The sequence below is a fragment of the Kineococcus terrestris genome, from assembly GCF_041020755.1.
GTDB lineage: Bacteria > Actinomycetota > Actinomycetes > Actinomycetales > Kineococcaceae > Kineococcus > Kineococcus terrestris.
On record NZ_JBEUEI010000012.1, the window covers coordinates 39,531 to 54,489 of the forward strand.

Below are 14,959 nucleotides of genomic sequence, written 5' to 3' on the forward strand. Positions count from 1 at the left end.
CGCCCGAGGAGGGCCGGACGGGGCGTGGGAACCTCCCGTCGTGACCGATCCCACACCCGCCACGCCGTCGACCGTCCCCCCCGAGGCCCCCGCGGCCCCCCTGGGCGTGCGGGACCTGCTCGGGCAGCTGCCCTCGGGCGCCCTGGTGGAGCGGATGGGCATCCGCGTCCTGGAGGGCACCGCGCAGCGGCTGGTGGGGACCATGCCGGTGGAGGGCAACACCCAGGTGACGGGGCTGCTGCACGGCGGGGCCAGCTGCGTGCTGGCGGAGACGCTCGGCTCGATCGGGGCGATGCTGCACGTGTGGCCGGACGCCGTCGCCGTCGGCACGGACATCAACGCCACCCACCACCGCTCGGCGACCTCGGGCCTGGTGACGGGGGTGGCGACGGCCATCTCGCTGGGCCGGACGCTGTGCAGCCACGAGGTCGTCCTCACCGACGACGCCGGCCGGCGCCTGTGCACGGCCCGGATCACGAACCTCGTCCGCCCCCGCACCCCCTGACCCCGTCCTCCCCTCCCCCGTCGTGATCACGGACGCGTGCGCGGCGGACGCTCCCGTGATCTTGCAGGGTTTCCCAGCAAGATCACGGAGGGGTGGGGGGTGGCGGGGGTCAGGGGGCGGCGGTGAGGAGGGCGTGGCAGGCGGCCAGGCGCTCGCGCCACCAGCGCTCGCGCCCGGGGAGGGCGCGGGCGGCGTCGACGAGGGCGTCGTCGGCGCTCGCGGCGCCGCCGGGCAGCGCGGCCGCGACGGACAGGGCGCCGCCCGCGGGCAGCAGCGGGTCGGGGCGCACGTCGGCGGCCAGCAGCGCGGCGGTGCCCAGCCCGCAGGCGTGCGGCAGGTCCGGCAGCGCGGCCGCGAGCGCGACGCCCGCGGCGAGGCCGACGGAGGTGTCCAGGGCGCTGGAGACGACGACGGGCAGCCCGCAGGCGGCGGCGACCTCCAGCGCGGGCCGCACCCCGCCCAGGGGGGCGACCTTGACGACGACGACGTCGGCGGCCTCCAGCCCGGCCACGCGCAGCGGGTCCTCGGCCTTGCGCACGCTCTCGTCGGCGGCCAGCGGCACGGGGACGCCGGCGCGGGCGAGGCGGCGGCGCAGCGCGGCCATCTCCTCCAGGCCCGCGCACGGCTGCTCGGCGTACTCCAGCCCGCCGGCGGCCCCGGCGAGCGCGACGAGGGCCCGCTCGGCGGCGTCGACGTCCCAGGCGGCGTTGGCGTCCACGCGCACGCGCCCGTCCGGGCCGAGCACCTCGCGCACGGCCCGCACGCGGGCGACGTCGTCGGCGAGCTCCTGCCCGGGCTCGGCGACCTTGACCTTGGCGGTGCGGCAGCCGGGGTAGCGGGCCAGGACGGCGGGCACGTCGTCGGCGGCGACGGCGGGCACGGTGGCGTTGACCTCGACGCGGTCGCGGCGGGCGGGCGGGAACCCGGTCCAGGCGGCCTCGACGGCGGCGGGCAGCCAGCGGGCGGCCTCGGCGGGGGCGTACTCGAGGAACGGGGAGAACTCCCCCCACCCGGCGGGGCCGCGCAGCAGCAGCGCCTCGCGCTCGGTGACGCCGCGGAAGCGGCGGCGCAGGGGCAGGCGCACGACGCGGGCGGCGTCGAGCAGGTCGGCCAGCGGGGGCAGCACGCGCCCAGCCTGCCCCGGCGGCCGCCGGGGCGCGGCCGGGGCCGGTCTCAGAGCTCGCCGGTGAGGAACTGGGCGCGGCCGTGGCCGAAGGACCAGTCGGCGTCGGAGTTCTCCACGACGGAGACGACGACGTCCGCGGGGTCGGTGCCGCACGCGCGCCGCAGGTTCTCGGTGAGCAGGTGCAGGAACCGCTGCTTCTGCTCCACCGGGCGGGGGCGGCTGGTGACCTGCAGGAGCACGACGTCGCGGCTGCGGGTGATGCCGAGGCCGGTGTCCTCGACGACGAGCTCGTGGGCGGGGTGCTGGTGGACGACCTGGTAGCGGTCGCCGGCGGGCACCTCGAAGGCGTCCAGGACGGCGGCGTGGGCGGCGTCGAGCAGGGCGCGCAGCTGTTCGGGCGTGCGGCCGGCGACGAGGTCGAAGCGGAGCAGGGGCACGGCAACCTCCGGGTGATTTGTCAGGACATACTGACACATCCGGGGAGGGTCGTGCGCCGTCCGCGCATGCCCGCGCGCCGCGGCGGCATGGTCCGGCCGGCGCCGCGCGGGTCGACTGGGAGCACCGGCCCACGACCCCTGGAGGCTCACGTGATCACCGTCCTCGGCGGCACCGGCACGACCGGTCGCCGCGTCACCGCCCGCCTGCTCGCCCGCGGCGCCGGCGTCCGCGTCGGCTCGCGCCGCGGCACCCCGCGCTTCGACTGGCACGAGCGCGCGACGTGGGGCCCGGTCCTGGCCGGCACCCGCAGCGCCTACGTCGCCTTCCACCCCGACCTGGCCCTGCCCGGGGTGCCATCGCTGCTCGGGGCGTTCGCCGCCGCGGCGCGCGCCGAGGGGGTGGAGCACCTGGTGCTCCTGTCCGGGCGCGGCGAGGAGGGCGCCGCGGCGGCCGAGGAGGCCGTGCGGGCGTCCGGCCCGGCGCTGACGGTGCTGCGCTGCAACTGGTTCGCGCAGGACTTCTCCGAGCACTTCCTGCTGCCCGCCGTGCGGTCGGGGACCCTCGCGCTGCCCGCCGCCGACGCGGTCGAGCCCTTCGTCGACGCCGACGACGTCGCCGACGTGGCCGTGGAGGTGCTGCTCGGCGGGCGCCACCGCGGCGCGGTGCTGGAGCTGTCCGGGCCCCGGCCGCTGAGCTTCGCCGACGTCGCCGCGGAGCTGACCCGCGCGAGCGGTCACGAGGTCCGCTACGTCCCGTCGACCCGGGACGCCTGCGCCGCCGAGCTCGTCGCGCAGGGCCTGCCCGCCGAGCTCGCCGACCTGTTCGCCCTCGTCCTCGACGGCCGCAACGCCGCCCCCACGGGGGACGTGGAGCGGGTCCTGGGCCGCCCGCCCCGGGACTTCGCCGACTACGCGACCGCGACCGCGGCCACGGGCGTCTGGTCGCCCGCCCCGGTGGCGCCGTGACCGCGGCCCGCGGTCCGCGCGGGGCCTAGCGTCGGGGCGTGGAGCACCTCGCGGCCGCGCTGGACGGCCCCCGCGCGCGGGGCGCGTTCGTCCTGCAGGTCGTCATGTCCGCCCCGTGGTCGGTGCGCGTGCTCGACGAGGCGCCGCTGTCGGTGGTGGCGCTCACGGCCGGCTCGGCCTGGGCGACGACGGCGTCCGGGTCGGTGCCGATGGCCCCGGGCGACGTGCTGCTGGTGCGCGGCACCGAGGAGTACGTCCTGGCGGACTCCCCCGGCGCCGCGCCCCGGGCCGTCGTCGGCGCCGGGCAGTCGTGCGCGGCCGCGGACGGGCGCGACCTGGCCCCGTGGACGCGGGGGGTGCGCACGTGGGGCAACGACCCCGCGGGCCCCGACCGCCTCGTGGTGGGCACCTTCCGCAGCCGCGGCGAGGTCGGGCGGGTGCTGCTGGCCACGCTGCCCGGGGCCGTCGTCGTGCCCGGCCCGGACCCGGACCTGCTGGCGCTGCTGGCGCGGGAGGTGCAGCGCGAGGCGGCGGGGCAGGAGGGCGTGCTGGACCGGCTCCTGGACCTGCTGCTCGTCGCGGCGCTGCGCGCTCTGCCCGCCGCGGCGGGCGCGGGACCCGCCGGCACCGTCACCGACCCGGCGGTGCGCGCCGTGCTCGACCTCGTGCACGCCGACCCGGCGCGGGGGTGGACGGTCGCGCTGCTGGCCCGGCGGGCCGGGCTGTCCCGCTCGGCCCTGACCCGGCGGTTCACCGCGGCCGTCGGGGTGCCGCCGACGACGTGGCTGACGCACGCGCGGCTCGCGCTCGCCGCGGACCTGCTGCTGGCCGACCCGGAGCGCACGCTGGCCGGCGTGGCCCGCGAGGTGGGGTACGCCACCCCGTTCAGCTTCAGCGCCGCGTTCGCCCGGCGCTACGGCACCAGCCCGAGCGCCTACCGGGCGGGGCGGGGGCGCGGGACGCCCGGGCCCCGCTGAGGTGCGCGGCCCGGGCACACTCGCCGCATGAGCGCACCGGACGACCAGGCCCCCGGCGACCCGACCCCGGACGACCGGGAGCAGGACGGCACGGCCTTCGCCGAGCTGGCCCTGCGCGAGGAGCTGCTGCGCCCCCTGACGGCGCTCGGCTACGAGGAGGCCACGCCGATCCAGCGCGAGGCCGTCCCGCCGCTGCTGGCCGGGCGGGACGTCGTCGGGCTGGCCGCCACGGGCACCGGCAAGACCGCGGCGTACGCGCTGCCGCTGCTGCAGGTCCTGGCCCCGCTGGAGGAGCGGCCCGGCACCCCCACCGCCCTGGTGCTGGCGCCGACCCGCGAGCTGGCGGTGCAGGTGTCCGAGGCGGTCTACAAGTACGGCCGCGAGCTGTCGGTGCGCGTGCTGCCCGTGTACGGCGGGACCCCCGTGGGGCAGCAGCTGCGCTCGCTGGCGCGCGGCACGGACGTCGTCGTGGCCACGCCCGGGCGCGCGCTGGACCTGCTGGGGCGCGGCGCGCTGGACCTGTCGGCGCTGCGGACCGTCGTGCTCGACGAGGCCGACGAGATGCTCGACATGGGCTTCGTCGAGGACATCGAGGCGATCCTGGACGCGACGCCCGAGGACCGGCAGACGGTGCTGTTCTCGGCGACGATGCCGGCGCGCACCGCGGCGCTGGCGCGCCGGCACCTGCGCGAGCCGGTGCGGGTGCAGGTCGAGAGCGCGCCCCTGGCCACCGGGGAGGTGCCGCGGGTGCGCCAGAGCGCCTACCTGGTGCCGCGCGCGCACAAGACGGCCGCGCTGGGCCGGGTGCTGGACGTGGAGGCGCCCACGGCGGCGCTGGTGTTCTGCCGCACCCGCGAGCAGGTGGACACCGTCACCGAGAGCCTGAACGGGCGCGGCTACCGGGCCGAGGCCCTGCACGGCGGGATGGGCCAGGACCAGCGCGAGAAGGTGCTGGGCCGGCTGCGGGCGCAGACCGCGGACCTGCTGGTGGCCACGGACGTCGCCGCGCGCGGCCTGGACGTGGAGCACCTGAGCCACGTCGTCAACTACGACGTCCCCAGCGCGCCGGAGTCGTACGTGCACCGCATCGGGCGGGTGGGGCGCGCCGGCCGCGAGGGGGTGGCGATCACCCTGGCGGACTCCCGCGAGCACCGGATGCTCAAGACGATCGAGCGGGTCACGGGCCAGCGCATCGCCGTGCAGGCGCTGCCCACGGTCGCCGACCTGCACGCCCGCCGCCTGGAGCTGACGCGGGCGGCGCTGCGCGAGAGCCTGCTGACCGACGACCTGGACCGCTTCCGCGGCGTCGTGGAGGCGCTGGGCGACGAGTTCGACCTGGTGCAGGTCGCCCTGGCGGCGGTGAAGCTCGCGCACGAGGCCACGGGCGGTCCCGACGGCGACGAGGAGGACATCCCGCAGGAGCGCCCCGCCACCGGCCCGGCCAGGTCGGGCGGGCCCGACGGACGGGGCCGGGGGCGCGGTCCGGCGGGGCGCCGCGGGGACTCCGGCCCGGTGGCGCGCCTGTTCGTCGGGATGGGGCGCAGCGCGGGCGTGCGCCCGCAGGACCTCGTCGGCGCCATCGCCGGGGAGTCGTCCCTGACGGGCCGGGACGTGGGCGCCATCGAGATCGCCGAGCGGTTCTCGCTGGTGGAGGTGCCCGCCGACCGCGCCGAGGAGGTCATCCGCGGTCTGCGGGGGGCCACGCTGCGCGGCAAGCGCCCGACCGTGCGCCGCGACCGGCCCGCGGGCCGCGGGCCGCGGGCGGGCGGCGCCGACCGGGCGGCCGACCCGTCCTAGCGGGACGAGCCGCCCGCCCGGTCCGGCGGACCGGTGACCGCGCCGCGACGCCCTCAGCAGCGGTCGTCGTCCCGGTCCTCACCGCCGCCGTGGCGGTGGCAGTCGTCCGCGCGCGGGGGCGCGGGAGCGGCGACCGGCCCGGCGGGCGGCGCCGGCGCCGGGCGCGCGGACGGTGCGGGCGCCGGGGCCGGCGGTGCGGGGGCCGGCGCCGCGGGCGGTGCTGCGGGCGGGGCCGGCCGCGCGGGCGGTGGCAGGTCCGGACGCGGGGCCGCGGGCGGCGCCGGTGCCGGAGGCGCGGGCGGCGCCGGAGCCGGACGCGCGGGTGGTGCCGGAGCCGGACGCGCGGGCGGCCCCGGCGCGGCGGGCGGGGGTGCGGGAGGCGCCGTGCCCGGACCCCTGGTCGGCGCCGGACCCGGCGTCGCCGCCCTGCCCGGACCCGCGGTCGCCGCCCTGCCGGGACCCGGGGTCGCCGTCGCGGTCGGGCGCGGCGCCCGGCCCGGCGCGCGCGGAGCGGGTCGCGGGTCCGGACGGCTCCGCGCGGACGGCGCGGCGGTCCCGTCCGGGGCGGCCCCGGCGGGGTCCGCGGGCTCGTCGACCGCCGCGGGACCGGCGGCGCCGGTCGACGGCTCCACGACGGCCGGCGACGGCCCCGCGGCGGCCGGCTGCGCCGCGTCCGTCGCGACCGTCGCCCGCACGCCGTCCGGGGCGGGCGGTGCGGTGGGCGCGGGCGTCGCGGTGCGGACGGCGCCCGCCCCCGTCGCCGGGTCGTCCCGGCCCGGGGCCGCGGCGACCACGGCGGCGGACCCGTCGCGGACCGCCGCGCCCGCGGGCGCGGCCAGCGCCTCGGTGGCGGCGAGCCCGGTGCCGGCGCCGACCCCGGCGGTGAGCACGGCGGCCAGCACCTGGCCCCCGGCCGTCTGGGCGACGGCCGCGGCGCCCGAGAGGGCCTGGGCGGGGGCGGCGCCCACCCCCGGCAGGGCGGCCAGCAGGGCGGCGGGGCCCGCCACCAGGCGCAGCCGGCCGATGCCGACGGCGAGGAAGGCGCGCACGACCTCGGGGTCGAACTGGGTGCCGGCGCAGCGGGTGATCTCCGCGCGGGCCTGCTCGGCAGGCATCGGCTTCTTGTAGGAGCGGGCGGAGGTGATGACGTCGTAGGTGTCCGCGACGGCGATGACGCGCGCCGCCAGGGAGATCCGCCCGCCGGCCAGGCCGGCCGGGTAGCCGCCGCCGTCCCAGCGCTCGTGGTGCTGCTCGACGCCGTCCAGCCACGGCCCCAGCCAGCCGCGCAGCGGCTCGACCAGCCGCCCGCCGTGGCAGGGGTGCTGCTGCAGGGCCGCCCACTCCTGCGCAGTGGGCCGCCCGTCCTTGTTGATGACCTCGACCGGCACGTGGACCTTGCCCACGTCGTGCAGCAGGGCCGCCCAGCTGAGCCGGTCGACGTCCTCGTCGGCCAGCCCGAGCTCGCGGCCGATGAGCGCCGCGTACGCCTGGACGCGCTCGCCGTGGGCGCGGGTGCGCGCGTCGTGCTCGGCGAGCGCCCCCACGAGGGCGGTCAGCCGGGCGCCGACGCCGTCCCGCGCGCCGGTGCCGGGACCCTCCAGGGCGGCCGGGGACCAGGTGCGGCGGGCGACCTCGAAGCGGCTGGGGACCCGGTCGGGCAGGACCAGGCTCAGGCGCAGCAGCGCGGACAGGGGCAGCAGGCGCCGCAGCCAGCGCGCGCAGACGACGAGCACCAGGGAGGAGGCGGTCGCCACCAGCACGAGCCACAGCGCCGGGGGCAGCCCGGTGCGCTCGGCGGGCAGCCAGCGCGAGGCGGCGGCGCCGACGGCCAGCGCGAACAGCAGGGGCCCGAGGGTGGCGGTGGCGCGCACGGCGGCGGCCAGGACGGGCCGGGGGCGCCACGTCGTCCCCGCCGCCGGCCCGTAGTTCTGGGTGGGTCCCGTGCTCACCCGGGACGGTTCGACCGGCGCACGACCCCGCTGGAGCGGCGGGCGCGGGAGGTCACCCGGCCGGGGGACACCGCTGCCCCGGACGGAGCACGCCCCGGCAGGCCCGCCGGTGCGCGACCGTCCTAGGGTCGCGGCGTGGCAGCCCTGGACGGTGTGAGCGAGACGTTCGACCCCTCCGCGTGGGAGGAGGTGCCGGGGTTCGCCGACCTCACCGACGTCACGTACCACCGGTGCGTGCGCCCGGGCCCGGAGCGCGGGACGGTGCGCATCGCCTTCGACCGGCCGCAGGTGCGCAACGCGTTCCGCCCGGGCACGGTCGACGAGCTGCACCGGACGCTGGACCACGCCCGCCGCACGCCCGACGTGGGCTGCGTGCTGCTGACGGGCAACGGGCCGAGCCCGAAGGACGGCGGGTGGGCGTTCTGCTCCGGCGGCGACCAGCGGGTGCGGGGGCGCTCGGGCTACCAGTACGCCGGGGGGGAGACCGCCGACACGGTGGACGCGGCGCGCGCGGCCGCCGAGGGCGGGCGGCTGCACGTGCTGGAGGTGCAGCGGCTCATCCGGTTCATGCCGAAGGTCGTCATCGCCGTGGTGCCCGGGTGGGCCGCCGGCGGCGGGCACTCCCTGCACGTGGTCGCGGACCTGACGCTGGCCAGCGCCGAGCACGCCCGCTTCAAGCAGACCGACGCCGACGTCGGCTCCTTCGACGCCGGCTACGGCTCGGCGTACCTGGCCCGGCAGGTGGGGCAGAAGTTCGCCCGCGAGGTGTTCTTCCTCGGCCGCCCGTACACGGCGCAGCAGGCGCACGCGATGGGCATGGTCAACGAGGTGGTGCCGCACGCGCAGCTGGAGGAGACGGCGCTGGCGTGGGCGGCCGCGGTCAACGGCAAGTCCCCCACCGCGCAGCGGATGCTGAAGTTCGCCTTCAACGCCGCGGACGACGGGATGGTCGGCCAGCAGGTGTTCGCGGGCGAGGCCACGCGCCTGGCGTACATGACCGACGAGGCCGTGGAGGGCCGCGACGCGTTCCTGGAGAAGCGGGAGCCGGACTGGAGCCGCTTCCCCTGGTACTTCTGAGGAGCCGCGCCCGGGTGACGCGGCTCAGGCCACGGACGCGGGCGCCTCGCGCAGCTCGCGGGCCAGCCGGCGGATCGTCCACAGCGCCCCGGCGAGCGGCTCGGGCCGCGCGTGCAGGAACCCCTGCTGGGTGGGGGCACCCATGCCGTGCAGCAGCCGCGCCTGCTCGGGGGTCTCCACGCCCTCGGCGACCAGGCCCATGCCGGTCGCGGCGGCCAGCAGCACTAGCCCCTCGACGAGGGCGCGGGTGCGGGCGTCGGTCTCGATCTCCCGCACGTAGGAGCGGTCGACCTTGAAGGCGGTGAACGGCCGGCGGCGCAGGTAGGCCAGCGTCGCGTAGCCGGTGCCGAAGTCGTCGACGCACAGGTGCGCGCCGGCCTCCACGAGGGCCTCCAGCACGGCGGTGGTGTGGTCGTCCTCGGCGACCAGGACGCTCTCGGTCATCTCCAGGACCAGCCGGCGGGGGGCCAGCTCGGCCACGGCCCGGCGCACGGCGGGCACGAGGGCCGGGTCGCGCAGCTGCGGGGCGGAGACGTTGACGGCGACGACGACGTCGTGCCCGGCGGCGGCGGCCAGCAGCGGCGCGTCGCGCACGGCCTGGGCCAGCACCTCGCGGCCCAGGTCGGCGACCAGGCCGTGCCGCTCGGCCAGGCCGACGAACGCGTCCGGCGGGACGAGCTCGCCGTCGCGGCGCCAGCGCACGAGGCACTCCACGCCGCTGACGACGCGGGAGTCCACGTCGACGCACGGCTGGTAGTGCACCTCCAGCTCGCCGTCGTCGATGCCGCGGCGCAGGCGCTCGGCGGCGGCGCCCTCGGCGGCGCGCTCGCGCTCGGCGGCCGCGTCCCAGCGGCGGGCGCAGCCGCCGCCGGCGTCCTTGGCCGCGCGCAGGGCCCGCTCGGCGGCGGCGAGGAGCTCGCGGGCCGGCCGCCCGCCGGTGGCGACGCCGGCGCTGGCGGTGAGCGCGACGGCGGCGGCTCCCGGACCGGCTCCCGGGCCCTCCAGGGCGACCGGCGCGGCGAGCAGCTCCAGCAGGCGGGTGGCGGCGCGGTCGGCGCCCTCGGCGTCGTGCAGCAGGACGGCGAACTCGTCGCCGCCGAGGCGGGCGGTCACGTCGCCGCCGCGCACCCCGGTCCGCAGGCGGCGGGCGACCTCGGCGAGCACGGCGTCGCCGGCGGGGCGCCCGTGCGCGAGGTTGACCTCCCGGAAGCCGTCCAGGGCCAGGTGGACGACGGCCACCTCGGCGCCGCCGGGAGGCCCGGGCTCGTCCGCGTCCCCGTCCGCGTCCCCGTCCCCGTCCAGGGCGGTGGCGACGGCCGCGGCGAAGGCGCCCCCGGTGGGCAGGCCGGTCAGCCGGTCCACCGCACCGCCGTCGCGGGCGCCGCCGGCGGTGCGGGGGCGGCCGCGGCGGGCGCGGTGCAGCGCGACGACGGCGGCGGCCGCGGTGCCGGCGAGCAGGACGCCGGCGGCGGCGCCCAGCAGCAGCAGCAGGAGCAGGCAGCCGAGGTCGACGCCCTCGGGCAGCGGGAACGACGGGTGGGCGGGCAGGAGCAGCACGCGGACCTCCTGCGCGCCGGGCCCGGCGGGCTGCCGGGACGATGCAGCACACGTCGTCCCGGCCGGTCCCGCCCTTGACGCGCCGGAGGGGCGACCGCCCGCTCGGTCCAACCGCGTCACCCCTCCGGCCGTCCCCCGCCCGGGGGTGGGCCGGGGCCGTCAGGCGGTGAGGGGCCGCGCCGCGCGGGCCAGGACGGTGTCCTGCAGGTCCTCCAGCGGCCGCGGCGTGCAGTACAGGTGCCCCTGCGCCAGCCCGCAGCCGATGCCGCGCAGGATCTCGGCCTGCTCGGGGTGCTCGACGCCCTCGGCGACGACGGCGAGGTCCAGGGCCTGGCCCATCTTCACCATGCCCTCCACGAGGGCGCGGGCGGTGGGCTCGGTGGCGATGTCCCGCACGAAGCTGCGGTCGATCTTGAACGAGCTGAACGGCCGGTGGCGCAGGTAGCCGAGCGAGGAGAACCCGGTGCCGAAGTCGTCGATCGTCAGCTGGGCGCCCGTCTCGGCCAGGTCGCGCAGCACGTCGGCGCTGTCGTCGTCGATCATGACGCTCTCGGTCATCTCCAGGTGCAGCCGGCAGCCGCTGGCGCCGGTCTGGCGCACCGCCCCCGCCACCCGGGCGGCGAAGTCGGGGTGGCGCAGCTGCACGGGCGAGACGTTGACCATGAGGTCCAGGGGCCGGCCGGCGCGCGCCTGCAGGACGGCCGCGTCGCGGGCGACGGTGCGCAGCACGGCGTCGCCGATGCCGACGACGGTGCCCGAGCGCTCGGCCAGGCCGATGAACTCCTCCGGGCCCACGAGCGGCTCGACGCTGCCGCCGCGGTCGCGGCGCCAGCGCACGAGGGCCTCCAGCCCGACGACCTCGGAGCTGCGCAGGTCGACGATCGGCTGGTAGTGCACGACGAACGCCTCGGCGGGCGCCTGCTGCAGGTCCTCGATGACCTGCAGCCGGGCGATCTCCTCCTCCAGCAGCTCGGGGCGGAACTCCACCCAGCGGTTCTTGCCGGTGGCCTTGGCCCGGTACATGGCGGTGTCGGCGTTGCGCAGCAGGGTGCCGACGTCGTCGCCGGGGCGGGCGCGGGACAGGCCGATGCTGCCCTGCACGCGCAGCACGTGCCCGCGCATGCGCACCTCCACGCGCAGCGCGGCCAGCACCCGCCGGCACAGCCCCTCGGAGTCGGTGCACTCGGGCAGCAGGACGGCGAACTCGTCGCCGCCGAGGCGGGCGACGGTGCTGCCCTCGCGCAGGGTGTCGCGCAGGCGCTGGCCGACCACGCGCAGCAGCTCGTCGCCGGCCTCGTGCCCGAAGCGGTCGTTGACGCCCTTGAAGCCGTCGAGGTCGAGGTAGAGGACGACGAGGCGCTCCAGGGCGCCGGTCTCGCGGGCGCGGTCGAGGGCGCGCCCCAGCTGCTCGGCGAACTGCAGGCGGTTGGGCAGGCCGGTGACGACGTCGCGGCGGGCCAGGCCGTGCATCTCCTCGCTGGCGCTGACCCGGAAGAACGCGGCCTCGCCGACGCTGGCGAGCGCCTCCAGGGCCTTCTCGTCGGAGGCGCGGTGGGCGGGGTCGCGCTGCTTGGGGGCGGTGATGTGCAGGACGACGCCGTCGCCGGCGACGACCGGCACGCCGATCTCGTCCTCGGCGGGGCCGACGGAGCGCACGGTGGCGGCCGGGCTGCCGGCGACCATGCGGGCGTGCTTCTGCAGGGCGCGCGCCAGGTCGGCGCGCCGGCCCTGGGTGTGCAGGGCGGTGGCGGCCTCGAAGAGCGCCTCGGTGCGGCGGGCGACGTCGCGGGTCTGGCGCATGGCCTTGGTGGCGATCATCGTGACGACCAGCGGGATGACGAGCAGCACCGCGGCCAGCGGGCTGACGAGCGCCTCCACGAGCCCGCCGAGGTAGCCGAGGCCGCCGACGGCGACGGCGGTGCCGCCGCTGAGCCAGGCCCCGAAGTCGGACAGCTCGCTGCGCACGGTGGTGCCCTCGTGCAGGGCCACGGAGACCGCGGAGACGAGGGTGTCGACGCAGAAGACGGCGGCGACGGCGACGAGGACGGCGAGGACCTCCTCGGGCCCGTGGTCCAGGCGCACGGCCTGGAACTGCCCGTCGGGGGCGCGGCCGCCCGCGCCGAGCCGGTCGAGCACGAAGAGGGCCACGGGGGCGAAGAGGACGCCGATGGAGGCGTTGAAGACGCGGCTGACCCACCGGCGCCGCTGCAGCAGCTGGGTGGGCAGCACGCACAGCACCCACGCCAGGACGGCCGTCCGGGGCGTGGTGGAGCACAGCAGGAAGACGAGGACGCCGACGTCGAACTGCACCTCGACCCCGGCGTGGCGGATGCTCAGCTGGAAGGGGAAGCGGGTCAGCAGGTGGGTCAGCGGCAGCCCGACGAGCAGGCACAGGCCGAGGTCGCGCAGCTCGGCGACGCCGGCGCCGGAGGCGAAGCGGACGACGGCGTGGACCGCGACGAGGACGGCCGCGGCCGCCACGACGGCGTCGAACACGATGCCGCCGAGCGGGCGCTCGACCCGGACCCCTGTGCTCATCGTCACCTCCCCCACGAGCGCGCGAGCAGCGTCATCCTGACACTCCGATCATGCGCGGTCACGCTCCATCGACCACCAGGGTGCCCGGACCGCCCGATCGGCGGACCTGCTTCACCCGATCGCCTGCTTGCCGCTCCCCTGCGTGGAGCAATCCTGACAGGCCGTGACAGCAGGGGCGGACGGGGCGGGAGGGGCACCGGCGGGCGGCCTACCCTCCTGGCGTGGCCCGCCCGCACCCCGCCGACCGTCCCGCGGGTCCCGCGGCCCGGCGCGTCGCCCCGCTGCCCGTGCCCGCCGGCGAGGGCGTCCTGCGGCTGCTGCCCGCGCTCGCCGGAGCCCTCGACGGGCGCGGCGACGCCCTGCACCCGCACGCCGCCGACCACGCCCCGCACCCCGCCGTCGGGGCCGGCGAGCCGCTGGCCCCCGACGAGGACGACCCCGCCGACCCCACCGCGGTCGTCGTCGCCACCTCCGGCTCCACCGGCGTCCCCAAGCCCGCCCTGCTCAGCGCCGGGGCCCTGCGCGCGTCCGCGGCCGCGACGGCCGCCCGGCTCGGGGGCGGCGGTCCCGGCAGCGGTCTCGGCGGCGGCGAGCAGTGGCTGCTGGCGCTGCCGGGCCACCACGTCGCCGGTCTGCAGGTCCTGCTGCGCTCGGTGCGCGCGGGCACCGAGCCCGTCGTCGCGGACCTGCGCGACGGCTTCACCGCCCGCGCCTTCACCGCCGCCGTCGCGCGCGCCACGGGCCGCCGGCTGCTGACGTCCCTCGTGCCCACCCAGCTGGCCCGGCTGCTCGACGCCGGCGGGGCGGAGGGCCGGGAGGCGCGCGCCGCCCTGGCCTCCTGCGCGGCCGTCCTCGTCGGCGCGGCCGCCACCCCGCCGGTGCTGCTGGAGCGCGCCCGCGCCGCCGGCGTGCGCGTCGTGACCACCTACGGCTCCTCGGAGACGTGCGGCGGCTGCGTCTACGACGGCGTGCCCCTGGACGGCGTCGTCGCCTCGCTCGAACCGTCCGCCGAGCCCGGCGGGGCGGGGCGGCTGGTGCTGTCCGGGCCCGTGGTCGCCCGCGGCTACCGCGGCCGCCCCGGCGACCCGGCGTTCACCCGCACCGCGGCCGGTCGCGCCTTCCGCACCGACGACACCGCCGCGCTCGGCGCCGACGGCCGCGTCGACGTCCTCGGCCGCGTCGACGACGTCGTCGTCACGGGCGGCCTCAAGGTCGCCCCCGCCGCCGTGGAGGCCGTCCTGGCCGAGCACCCGGGGGTGCGCGAGGTCGCCGTCGTCGGCGTCCCCGACCCGGAGTGGGGGCAGGCGGTGGTCGCGGTCGTCGTCCCCGCGGCGCGCGGCTGCTCCCTGGAGGAGCTGCGCGAGGCGGTCCGCGCGCGCCTGGGCGCCCACGCGGCCCCCCGCCGGCTGCTGCTGCTGGAGGAGCTGCCGCTGCGCGGTCCGGGCAAGCCGGACCGCTCCGCGCTCCGCGCGCTGGCGGCCGCTCCCGGTGCGAGACTGGGAACCGCGGGCGACGCCCGGTCGTCCAGCAGGTGACGGACCGGCCGCCGGCGTCCGACCGGCCGGCGGCAGTGGGAGGGATGACCGTGCTTCGCGCCCTGGCCGTGCTGGTTCCCCTGGCACTGGCCGTCTACTCGCTGTTCGACATCGCCCAGTCCCGGGACGCCGAGGTGCGGATGTTCCCCCGGTGGGCCTGGGTGCTCCTGGTGGTCTTCGTGCCGATCGTCGGGCCGGCGGCCTACCTCGTCGCCGGCCGCCCCCTGCCGCCCGGCGGGCACGGCGGTGGCGGCGGCCGCGGGGGCGGGCGCGGCTACGGCGGCCCGGGCGGCTCGCCCTCGGCGCCACCGCGCGGCCCCGACGACGACGAGGACTTCCTGCGGCGCCTGCGCGAGCAGCCGCCGCGCTGACCGGCCCCGGCCGGCCGACGACCGGGCGCGCGCCGGTGCCCGCCCGGGACCCGGGCGGGCACCGGCGCGCCGTCGTTGGCACAGTGGTCCGCCGTGCCGCAGCCCGCTGACCCCCCGCCCGACC

General features: G+C 79.1%; 12 protein-coding genes. 7 read left to right on the forward strand and 5 right to left on the reverse strand.

The window, feature by feature from the left end; all coding sequences use genetic code 11:
• Window positions 1-40: 40 nt before the first annotated feature.
• Complete coding sequence (locus AB8M62_RS09160; protein WP_373694895.1) at window positions 41-505, forward strand: PaaI family thioesterase; 465 nt, start codon at window positions 41-43, stop codon at window positions 503-505.
• A 109-nt stretch (window positions 506-614) separates the two neighbouring features.
• Here the strand turns inward: AB8M62_RS09160 and AB8M62_RS09165 are convergent, their stop codons facing one another.
• Both AB8M62_RS09165 and AB8M62_RS09170 read right to left on the reverse strand, forming a co-directional pair.
• On the reverse strand, window positions 615-1,631 hold the full coding sequence (locus AB8M62_RS09165; RefSeq protein ID WP_369055875.1) for an o-succinylbenzoate synthase: 1,017 nt from the start codon (window positions 1,629-1,631) through the stop codon (window positions 615-617).
• Between the two features lie 47 nt (window positions 1,632-1,678).
• Window positions 1,679-2,068 (reverse strand): tautomerase family protein, encoded by a 390-nt coding sequence (locus tag AB8M62_RS09170; RefSeq protein WP_369069314.1) that lies wholly within the window; start codon window positions 2,066-2,068, stop codon window positions 1,679-1,681.
• Between the two features lie 150 nt (window positions 2,069-2,218).
• On the opposite strand from AB8M62_RS09170, the gene AB8M62_RS09175 reads away from it, so the two are divergent.
• From AB8M62_RS09175 to AB8M62_RS09185, 3 genes are read left to right on the forward strand one after another with little or no spacing between them, the layout of a single operon-like run.
• Window positions 2,219-3,034: a Rossmann-fold NAD(P)-binding domain-containing protein gene (locus tag AB8M62_RS09175; protein ID WP_369055873.1), complete on the forward strand. Its 816-nt coding sequence runs from the start codon at window positions 2,219-2,221 to the stop codon at window positions 3,032-3,034.
• A 38-nt stretch (window positions 3,035-3,072) separates the two neighbouring features.
• Window positions 3,073-4,011 (forward strand): AraC family transcriptional regulator, encoded by a 939-nt coding sequence (locus AB8M62_RS09180; protein ID WP_369069315.1) that lies wholly within the window; start codon window positions 3,073-3,075, stop codon window positions 4,009-4,011.
• A gap of 27 nt (window positions 4,012-4,038) precedes the next feature.
• A complete protein-coding gene (locus tag AB8M62_RS09185) occupies window positions 4,039-5,808 on the forward strand; it encodes a DEAD/DEAH box helicase (protein WP_369055871.1) in 1,770 nt (589 codons plus the stop codon).
• A gap of 53 nt (window positions 5,809-5,861) precedes the next feature.
• Here the strand turns inward: AB8M62_RS09185 and AB8M62_RS09190 are convergent, their stop codons facing one another.
• Window positions 5,862-7,757, reverse strand: a complete 1,896-nt coding sequence (locus tag AB8M62_RS09190) for an HD domain-containing phosphohydrolase (RefSeq protein WP_369069316.1) — start codon at window positions 7,755-7,757, stop codon at window positions 5,862-5,864.
• A 135-nt stretch (window positions 7,758-7,892) separates the two neighbouring features.
• Between AB8M62_RS09190 and AB8M62_RS09195 the strand changes: the two genes are divergently transcribed.
• Window positions 7,893-8,834 (forward strand): 1,4-dihydroxy-2-naphthoyl-CoA synthase, encoded by a 942-nt coding sequence (locus AB8M62_RS09195; protein ID WP_369069318.1) that lies wholly within the window; start codon window positions 7,893-7,895, stop codon window positions 8,832-8,834.
• Window positions 8,835-8,858: 24 nt separating this feature from the next.
• Here AB8M62_RS09195 and AB8M62_RS09200 read toward each other — a convergent pair whose 3' ends face one another.
• Window positions 8,859-10,391: a putative bifunctional diguanylate cyclase/phosphodiesterase gene (locus tag AB8M62_RS09200; RefSeq protein ID WP_369069319.1), complete on the reverse strand. Its 1,533-nt coding sequence runs from the start codon at window positions 10,389-10,391 to the stop codon at window positions 8,859-8,861.
• Window positions 10,392-10,550: 159 nt separating this feature from the next.
• Window positions 10,551-12,929 (reverse strand): putative bifunctional diguanylate cyclase/phosphodiesterase, encoded by a 2,379-nt coding sequence (locus AB8M62_RS09205; protein WP_369069320.1) that lies wholly within the window; start codon window positions 12,927-12,929, stop codon window positions 10,551-10,553.
• Between the two features lie 221 nt (window positions 12,930-13,150).
• Here AB8M62_RS09205 and menE point away from each other — a divergent pair, with 221 nt between their 5' ends.
• Together menE and AB8M62_RS09215 are read left to right on the forward strand one after the other, a co-directional pair.
• Window positions 13,151-14,464 carry an o-succinylbenzoate--CoA ligase gene (gene menE / locus AB8M62_RS09210; protein ID WP_369055866.1) on the forward strand — a complete coding sequence of 438 codons (1,314 nt, stop codon included), beginning with the start codon at window positions 13,151-13,153 and terminating at the stop codon, window positions 14,462-14,464.
• Between the two features lie 44 nt (window positions 14,465-14,508).
• On the forward strand, window positions 14,509-14,835 hold the full coding sequence (locus AB8M62_RS09215) for a PLD nuclease N-terminal domain-containing protein (protein ID WP_369069321.1): 327 nt from the start codon (window positions 14,509-14,511) through the stop codon (window positions 14,833-14,835).
• The last annotated feature ends 124 nt before the right edge of the window (window positions 14,836-14,959 follow it).

What these genes read in the sequence shown, in the direction of transcription:
- AB8M62_RS09185 (WP_369055871.1), top strand. Translation starts at nt 4,039, where the DNA reads ATGAGCGCACCGGACGACCAGGCCCCCGGCGACCCGACCCCGGACGAC.
- AB8M62_RS09205 (WP_369069320.1), bottom strand. Translation starts at nt 12,929, where the DNA reads ATGAGCACAGGGGTCCGGGTCGAGCGCCCGCTCGGCGGCATCGTGTTC.
- AB8M62_RS09215 (WP_369069321.1), top strand. Translation starts at nt 14,509, where the DNA reads ATGACCGTGCTTCGCGCCCTGGCCGTGCTGGTTCCCCTGGCACTGGCC.